Raw genomic sequence first — 7,340 nt, 5'->3', positions numbered from 1 at the left:
CGCCCGCCCAGAAAGGACGGGCGGGACGCCCATCCCACAACAGTCATGAAAAGTGGATTTTATTTAATTCTCATCCCTTAGAAACCGGGTTTTTTGACGATCGGACTTCGTTACAGCCCGCCCAATAGGGCAAAAAACCCGGTTTATGCAGGTTTTGATGCGTAAGTTTTGTTCTACTAAACGCGCCGAATTAAGGTCAATCCATCTCTCAGCGGCACTAACACCTGCTCTACGCGCGGATCGTCAACTAGAGCCTGGTTAAATTTGGCGATCGCAACTCCGTTATCAGTAGCAGTACCTGACAAGTAGGGCTGTCCCTGCATCAGAGTATTGTCTGCACATATCAAGCCATTGGGAGCCAACAGCCCGGTAGTTAGGAGTAAATCGAGATAGTCTATGTATCCAGCTTTATCAGCATCGATAAATACCAAATCGAACACTTCTCCATTAGCAGCCAATTGTTTCATGGTTTCTAGAGCCGGTGCTACCTTCACTGAGATTTTGTGACCGGCAGTAGATTCGTGAAAACACTTCTGGGCAAATTCAGCGACGTAAGCATCTACTTCGCAGGCTACCACCACTCCATCCACTGGCAGGGCTTCGGCCATCGCTAGTGCTGAGTACCCGGTAAACATCCCTATTTCCAGTACGCGCTGTGCTTTGGTGAGATGGACGAGAAATTTCAGCATTTGGCCTTCCACATGGCCCGAAAGCATTTCCTGTTCCAAGTGTCGCACTGTCTCGCCGTCAGAGAATCGCTTACTCCAATCTTCTGATTGAGTGCGCTTTACTAACGCGGCTAAGGCGGGAGATTCCGGCGTGGTACAAAGGTTCAGGTACGGATCGAGACCATTTGCTAGTTCGTAGGCTTGTTGTAATTGGGTCTTGAAAGCTCGATCGAGATTATCGATTTTTTCTACTTGCGAGGCGAGACTTTCGAGTAAAGAGGCTAAAATCCCGACTGGGGTAACGGGTCTCATCTTTATACCCCGGCTGTGGAACGAGTTGCAACTTTCTGCAATACCACATACATATCCTCGCCATCGCCATGACGCGGGTAGCCCTGACAGATTTCTCGATGCACCGCTAGGGCTTCATCCAACTCAGTTCGAGTCAAATCATTCATGAAAAAGCAGTCACCAATGGGGCATGGAGCTGCTGCACGCTGAAGGCCATCACGGGTACGACTGATCGATGTTGTGGCTTTCCAGAGCAGTTCTGATGTCAGATAAGGGCTGTCTATCGCTAGTCCGAGGCGGCTCATTAATCTTAAGATGCGATCGCGATCGGCGATCGAAATGTAGCCCCGCTGCCCAGCAATAGTCGCCGAAAAAGCCATATCGATAGCGACACTATGGCCGTGGAACATTGGAATTTCCGGTGTTAGTTCCAGCGTCGGACTCCAAGTGTGACCATAGGCAATCACCCGATCCAAATCTAGCTCGTGGAGGTTTGGTACTTCTAAGGCCAGCATCGACTGAATCGCGTTGTAGGTTAAGCGATGGGCCACTTCGCGCAGTTCAGATGTGCCGTCTAAATAACCAAAATGGCTGTGCAGCAATGCTTCGCCGTAGTTTTCTAACAACTCGAAGATTTCTTTGTTGCCTACTACGGCGATCTTAATTAACTCTGCCATTCCGTTTCGTATTTGGTCGATCGGCAGAGTTTTCAGAAAGGAGAAATCTAAAATTACTTTCTGCGAAGCGTGGTAAGCGCCGAGGCGGTTTTTCAGCTTACCGTGGTTCACAGCTACTTTGATTGCCACACTGGCATCAATTAGCCCAATTAAGGTTGTCGGTACGCGAATGTAGTTAGTCCGACGGCGATAGGATGAGCAGGCAAAACCAGCTACGTCTGTCGTCAATCCACCACCGACTACCAAAACAGGCTCCTTCCGCACGAGTCCGAAATCAACGAAGGCATCTATGATGCTTTCAAAAGTTTTTAATGTCTTATCAGGTTCCTTGATATTAACTGGAAAGACTGTTAAATCTATCTCGTGATGCTTGAAATAATCCTGCATCTGTGCACCATAAAGACCATAGACTGTTTCATCTACAACCATTAAACAGCGACCAAATTGGCGGTAACTATCCGCAATCTCAGGATTCTCCAGCTTGAAAGCACCATCTACGTAGAGCAAGCTGAAATCTATTTTTTCGTACCCCTCAATTTGAAAAGCTCTATCGGTAGATGTAAACGTAGCTTGAATGTCACCCATAAGATTTTTGCACTTTCATGTTGATCAGTAACTGTAAGTATCTGGGCGATCTTCAAAACTCTCCATCCTTTTGCTGGCAAACTTCCTAGGCATTAACTTGACAAATTGTCATTTAATATGAACTTAACAATCCACCTAAAAATTTACTTTCAGAGTTGTTTGTTAAGACTAGGTTAAATACTGCTTAGCGAGTATTTATACTTAAAGCTTTTTGAGGATTGATTTGAGACCGCCTCAATGCTTACACAAAATTCAACATAACGAATTTCTCATCTTTATGCAACCAGATTCAGTAAAAATAGATAATTTTTTTAATATAATATTATCCAGAGACAAATCGGGAAAACCCGAAATTACAGCAGCCTCATCTATTAAAACGACTCGTTGCGATCGATCGTTGAAATCACTTTGTCTTTTTTGATCTGGTTCGCTGTGTATTTCCAGTTGATTATCAACCAAATTAAATATCCAATCAGCCGATTAATGCCTAGTTAATAAAGGGAATAATGAACCCGGATTTTAGATTACGAAATTTCCTGGGAACATAAATCAAGCCCGATCGCCCGACAGCACTCGAACAGCAGCAGACGCAGGTAATGGATCGTCAGAATTTCCGCCCAAAGTATGAACTTGACGCATCAAAATTCCTATTTCCAATTGGCAAGATATTGGTCTAATTTGTCGATCGGCGAATAGTGGAATTTTTACCTTGGGGGCGGGCATAATCACCACCCCACAAGAGTCTTAAGATTTTTCCCGATGCAAATCTTGATGTTTTTTGAGGTTAAAAATACTGCTACCCGAACTTACGAGGGGATTTGATCGGACGAGACATCGGGGGCGATCGCCAGATTTGCTTCGCCCGAAAGCACTTGAGCACCAGATCCACTAGCTAATTGACCGTAAGAGTGTGTTCCCAAACCCTTAACTTGGCGCATCAAAGTGCCCATTTCCAAAGCACTCATCGCATAATTCCAGCCCAAATTGCTTTTAATTCCAGCCCTTTCCAAAGCTTGCTGCATCGTGTCAGTTGTCACCACCCCAAAAATCACCGGCACCCCTGTTTGAAAAGCAGCAGCAGCAATTCCCTTAGCAACCTCACCAGCCACAAAATCGAAATGAGGAGTTTGGCCCCGAATTACCGCACCCAGACAAATTACCGCATCGTAGCGGTGAGAAAGAGCAGCTTGGCGCGCCACCAAAGGAATCTCAAAACTTCCCGGAACCCAAAAAAAGTCCACCTGAGAGCCATGAGGATTAATATCAACCCCGTGGCGTTTCAAACAATCTTGACATCCCTCCAAAAGTTTGTTAACCACCAAATCGTTAAAACGACCGATGACAATCGCAAATCGCAAAGATTCGGTGTGAGTAAAAGTTCCCTCGAAAACAGTCATAGTGCTCTAGTTTAGATTTTAGGTCTTAGATTTTAGATTTTTGTTTTTGAGAAGGCAAAAGTCAGAAAGCAGCAGCATCTCATCTGAATCTCAAGTGCAAAAACATACAGGATCGCGCGGTCTGGAAAATTCCTAGCTTCTGCCGAATGCCTTTCAATCGCTGGTGAATGCCTTCATCCTTCTATCTTTTACCTTCTTTATTCGATAGAGTTGGGTGAAATTAAACGACTAAAAAGTTCAATACACCCACTGCAATAACCAGCAAAAACCAGAGACCCGATCCGACATAAATCAGGGATTTAGACTGATTCCAGTTTTGGGGAGAGGCATAAGCAACCGGGACGCCAACGACCATCACAAAAGACAGCAGTACCAGACCCAGTAAAACCACTTGAAACAGAATTGATAACATCTTTTCTCCTTTCGATATAACCGTGCGTTGATCAGAAATAGCTTCCCAGAACCGGAAAAAATCTTCCAAATTCTAGTTTTTGACAGTTTCCCGATAGTCGATCGAGAGATTGTCGGTTGATTGATAAGAAAGAACCCGTGCAAATTCGGGCGTTGCGCGAACAGGCGTCAGCGACTTTTGAGATTTTTATCAATTTTATCATTGTTGGCTACAGCACAGAAAACTGGATTCGATACAGGCTGAAGGTTAAGTTACAGTGCGATCGCCCGGTGTCAGAGCCCGAGAAATTGCTACTCTGTGAGTGAGAGATGCGGGATTTTCGGCTATGGACTTAGTTTTGTGCCACACAACAGCAGATTTTGACGCCTTGGGGGCGGCGGTGGGACTTTGCGTGCTGCGCCCCGGTAGCAGGATCGTATTGACGGGCGGGTGTCACCCGACAGTGCGGGATTTTTTGGCGCTACACCGCGACGAGTACCCACTGATTGAACGCCGATCGGTCAATCCGCAACAAATTCGATCGCTTACTATAGTTGATGCCTCCGGGCGCGATCGTTTGGGAAAAGCCGCCGAGTGGCTGGATTTGCCACACCTCAACGAAATTGCTGTTTTCGACCACCACAAGGAGGCGCATTCAGACATCCGGGCTACTGTTAGCCAAATCGAAGCAGTCGGAGCCAGCACGACATTAATTGTCGAAAAGCTCAAAAATCAAGCAGAAAAGAGCGACACACCATTCCGCCTTCTGCCTTCGGAAGCAACAGTAATGGCCCTCGGCATCCACGTCGATACAGGTTCCCTCACCTTTGAGGGCGCAACTGCGCGAGATGCAATAGCTTTGGCGTGGTTGATGGAACAGGGAGCGAGTTTGGGGGTAATAGCTGAATATGTAGAACCCGCTTTGTCTCCTCAATTGCAAGATTTGCTCAGAGAAGCGCTCAAGAATTTGCGATCGGAAACTTTGCACGGTTACAGCGTAGCCTGGGTGCTGCTATCTACTGAAGCTTACGTTCCGGGACTTTCTTCTCTGGCTTCTCGCTTGCTCGATTTAACTGAAACCGATGCTCTGCTGTTAGGTAATGTTTATAAATTTGGCGAAAACGAAAACAACCGCAACATCGATCCCGAATCGCCAGTTTCCAATCGATTAACTATTATCGGTCGATCGCGCATCGAAGGCACAAACCTCAGCGAATTGTTCAAACCCTTCGGTGGTGGAGGCCACGCCCGCGCCGCTTCCCTCGCCACCCGCGATGTTGACCCCCTGCTGACTTTAAATCAGTTAGCTGACGAACTCAAAGCTCAAATTCCCCACCCTCCGACAGCGCGCGAATTAATGTCGTCTCCAGTGCGGAGCATTCGCCCGGAAACATCGGTGGGGGAAGCTCACCGTATCCTCCTACGTTACGGACATTCCGGGCTTTGTGTGGTCGATGCGGGCGATCGACTCGCCGGCATTATCTCGCGCCGCGACATTGACATTGCCCTGCACCACGGTTTCAGTCACGCCCCGGTGAAGGGTTACATGACTTGGCAGTTAAAAACGATCGCCCCAGATACCTTGCTGCCGGAAATTGAATCTTTAATGGTGACATACGATATCGGCCGCTTGCCAGTATTGGAAAACGGTCAACTGGTAGGAATTGTGACTCGGACTGATGTGTTGCGGGAATTGCACCAGCAAAAAGCGCGAGACAGGGGAAGCAATACAGAATTGTCTTATTGTGCCGCGCCCGAATCGGTTGAGCAGTTGTTGCGATCGCGCATCAGTCCCGAATTATGGCAATTATTGTCGATCGCGGCCAATCTTGCCCAAGAGCGCGGCTGGCAACTTTATATTGTCGGTGGAGCAGTCCGGGATTTACTCTTAGCCACGGATGATACACTGGCGCTAACAGATATCGATTTGGTTGTGGATGGAAAGTGCGGTTCCGACGATTCCGGTGCTGGTGTCGAGTTAGCTTCCTCGCTGCAAAAACTTTACCCCGAATCGCGTTTGGACGTTCACGGTCAATTTCAAACCGCCGCGCTTTTGTGGCACAAAGACTCTGCTTTCGGCTCGCTGTGGGTGGATATCGCTACGGCTCGCACTGAATTTTATCCTTATCCGGCTGCAAATCCTGAAGTTGAAGCGAGTTCGATTCGCCAAGATTTGTACCGCAGGGATTTTACAATTAATGCCCTGGCTGTGCGCTTGGGTGTTCCTCGCAGCGGCGAATTGTTAGACTTTTTTTGCGGTTTGCTGGATTTGGAATCGAAGCAAATTCGAGTTTTGCACGCCAATAGTTTTATCGAAGATCCGACGCGAATTTATCGCGCGGTGCGGTTTGCGGTGCGGTTAGGATTTGAAATTGAGCCGCAGACGGAAGGATACATCCGCAATGCTTTGGCCAGCGGGATTTATTACCGAATTCAGGGGGAAAACGGCCGAGCTCCGGCTTTGGAAACTCGGCTCAAAAGCGAATTGAAATACATTTTGCAAGCTCCTTACTGGAAAGTTGCTTTGCAAATGCTGGGAGATTTGCAGGCTTTGCGCTGCATTCATCCTAGTTTGGAGTTGGATCGGGAGTTGTGGCGGCAACTGCGTTTGCTCGATCGGTGTTTGCAAGGAAGAAGGAAGAAGGAAGGCACGACACGGATTTTGACACGGATACACGGATTAATGATTGATGGTGAGTCACGAGTCAGAGGGAAGAAGGAAGAGGGAATAGGGAAGAAGGAAGAAAAAGAAAAAGCAACTACTCTCAAGGCTCAATCCCCAATTCCCCATTCCCCATTCCCCATTATCAATATTCCCGATTGGCAGATGCGGCTGGAAGTTTTGATAGCTTATGTAGCACCGGAATATCGCGGCAAGGTGGCTGCAAATCTTCAGTTACCTGCTGACAGCATTAAGCGGTTGGAAGTTTTGGAAGCCGGAAAGAAGCAGTTAGCGGAGAATTTGCCTAAGTGCGAGTTGCCGAGTCAGTTGGTGTTGCTGTTAAGGAATTATGAATTGCCGGTGTTAATTGCGATCGCCCTACAAAGTCCGCGAAGTGCACGCCGCCAAATTTGGGAATATCTCACCAAATGGGCGAATGTTGAGCCGCCTTTAAATGGCAACGATTTGAAGGCTTTGGGTTATAAGCCAGGGCCTGGGTTTAAACGAATGTTGGATGACTTGTTGGCGGCGAAGTTGGATGGCGATTTGGGCGATCGGGCTGCTGCTATCTCTTTCTTAGCACAACGTTATCCTCAAGCTTAGGAATGAGAATTAAATAACTTCCACTCTTGAAAGTGGGATGGGCGTCCCGCCCGTCCAAAAAGGACG

General features: G+C 47.5%; 6 protein-coding genes. 1 reads left to right on the top strand and 5 read right to left on the bottom strand.

Annotated elements, in window-relative coordinates; genetic code table 11:
* Positions 1-176 precede the first annotated feature (176 nt).
* The 5 genes from QUB10_RS33315 to psbZ all read right to left on the bottom strand — a co-directional run bounded on the left by QUB10_RS33315 (position 177) and on the right by psbZ (position 4,030).
* On the bottom strand, positions 177-980 hold the full coding sequence (locus QUB10_RS33315; protein WP_333207382.1) for a class I SAM-dependent methyltransferase: 804 nt from the start codon (positions 978-980) through the stop codon (positions 177-179).
* Between the two features lie 2 nt (positions 981-982).
* The gene (locus QUB10_RS33310) at positions 983-2,221 is read right to left on the bottom strand and encodes a sedoheptulose 7-phosphate cyclase (RefSeq protein ID WP_333151562.1); all 1,239 of its coding nucleotides are present in this window, start codon (positions 2,219-2,221) and stop codon (positions 983-985) included.
* Positions 2,222-2,770: 549 nt separating this feature from the next.
* A complete protein-coding gene (locus QUB10_RS33305; RefSeq protein ID WP_333207381.1) occupies positions 2,771-2,944 on the bottom strand; it encodes a hypothetical protein in 174 nt (57 codons plus the stop codon).
* 83 nt (positions 2,945-3,027) lie between these two features.
* Positions 3,028-3,618 carry a 6,7-dimethyl-8-ribityllumazine synthase gene (ribH, locus tag QUB10_RS33300; protein ID WP_333207380.1) on the bottom strand — a complete coding sequence of 197 codons (591 nt, stop codon included), beginning with the start codon at positions 3,616-3,618 and terminating at the stop codon, positions 3,028-3,030.
* A 220-nt stretch (positions 3,619-3,838) separates the two neighbouring features.
* Positions 3,839-4,030 (bottom strand): photosystem II reaction center protein PsbZ, encoded by a 192-nt coding sequence (psbZ, locus tag QUB10_RS33295; protein WP_190735314.1) that lies wholly within the window; start codon positions 4,028-4,030, stop codon positions 3,839-3,841.
* Between the two features lie 325 nt (positions 4,031-4,355).
* Between psbZ and QUB10_RS33290 the strand changes: the two genes are divergently transcribed.
* Positions 4,356-7,274 (top strand): CBS domain-containing protein, encoded by a 2,919-nt coding sequence (locus QUB10_RS33290; protein ID WP_333207379.1) that lies wholly within the window; start codon positions 4,356-4,358, stop codon positions 7,272-7,274.
* The last annotated feature ends 66 nt before the right edge of the window (positions 7,275-7,340 follow it).

This window comes from Microcoleus sp. B5-D4 (assembly GCF_036705145.1).
Lineage (GTDB): Bacteria > Cyanobacteriota > Cyanobacteriia > Cyanobacteriales > Microcoleaceae > Microcoleus.
This window is presented reverse-complemented; position numbering and strand designations above follow the sequence as displayed.

Bases quoted from the DNA above. Each gene is read 5' to 3' on its own strand.
- QUB10_RS33315 (WP_333207382.1), bottom strand. From the start codon at position 980: ATGAGACCCGTTACCCCAGTCGGGATTTTAGCCTCTTTACTCGAAAGT.
- QUB10_RS33310 (WP_333151562.1), bottom strand. From the start codon at position 2,221: ATGGGTGACATTCAAGCTACGTTTACATCTACCGATAGAGCTTTTCAA.
- QUB10_RS33305 (WP_333207381.1), bottom strand. From the start codon at position 2,944: ATGCCCGCCCCCAAGGTAAAAATTCCACTATTCGCCGATCGACAAATT.
- ribH (WP_333207380.1), bottom strand. From the start codon at position 3,618: ATGACTGTTTTCGAGGGAACTTTTACTCACACCGAATCTTTGCGATTT.
- psbZ (WP_190735314.1), bottom strand. From the start codon at position 4,030: ATGTTATCAATTCTGTTTCAAGTGGTTTTACTGGGTCTGGTACTGCTG.
- QUB10_RS33290 (WP_333207379.1), top strand. From the start codon at position 4,356: ATGGACTTAGTTTTGTGCCACACAACAGCAGATTTTGACGCCTTGGGG.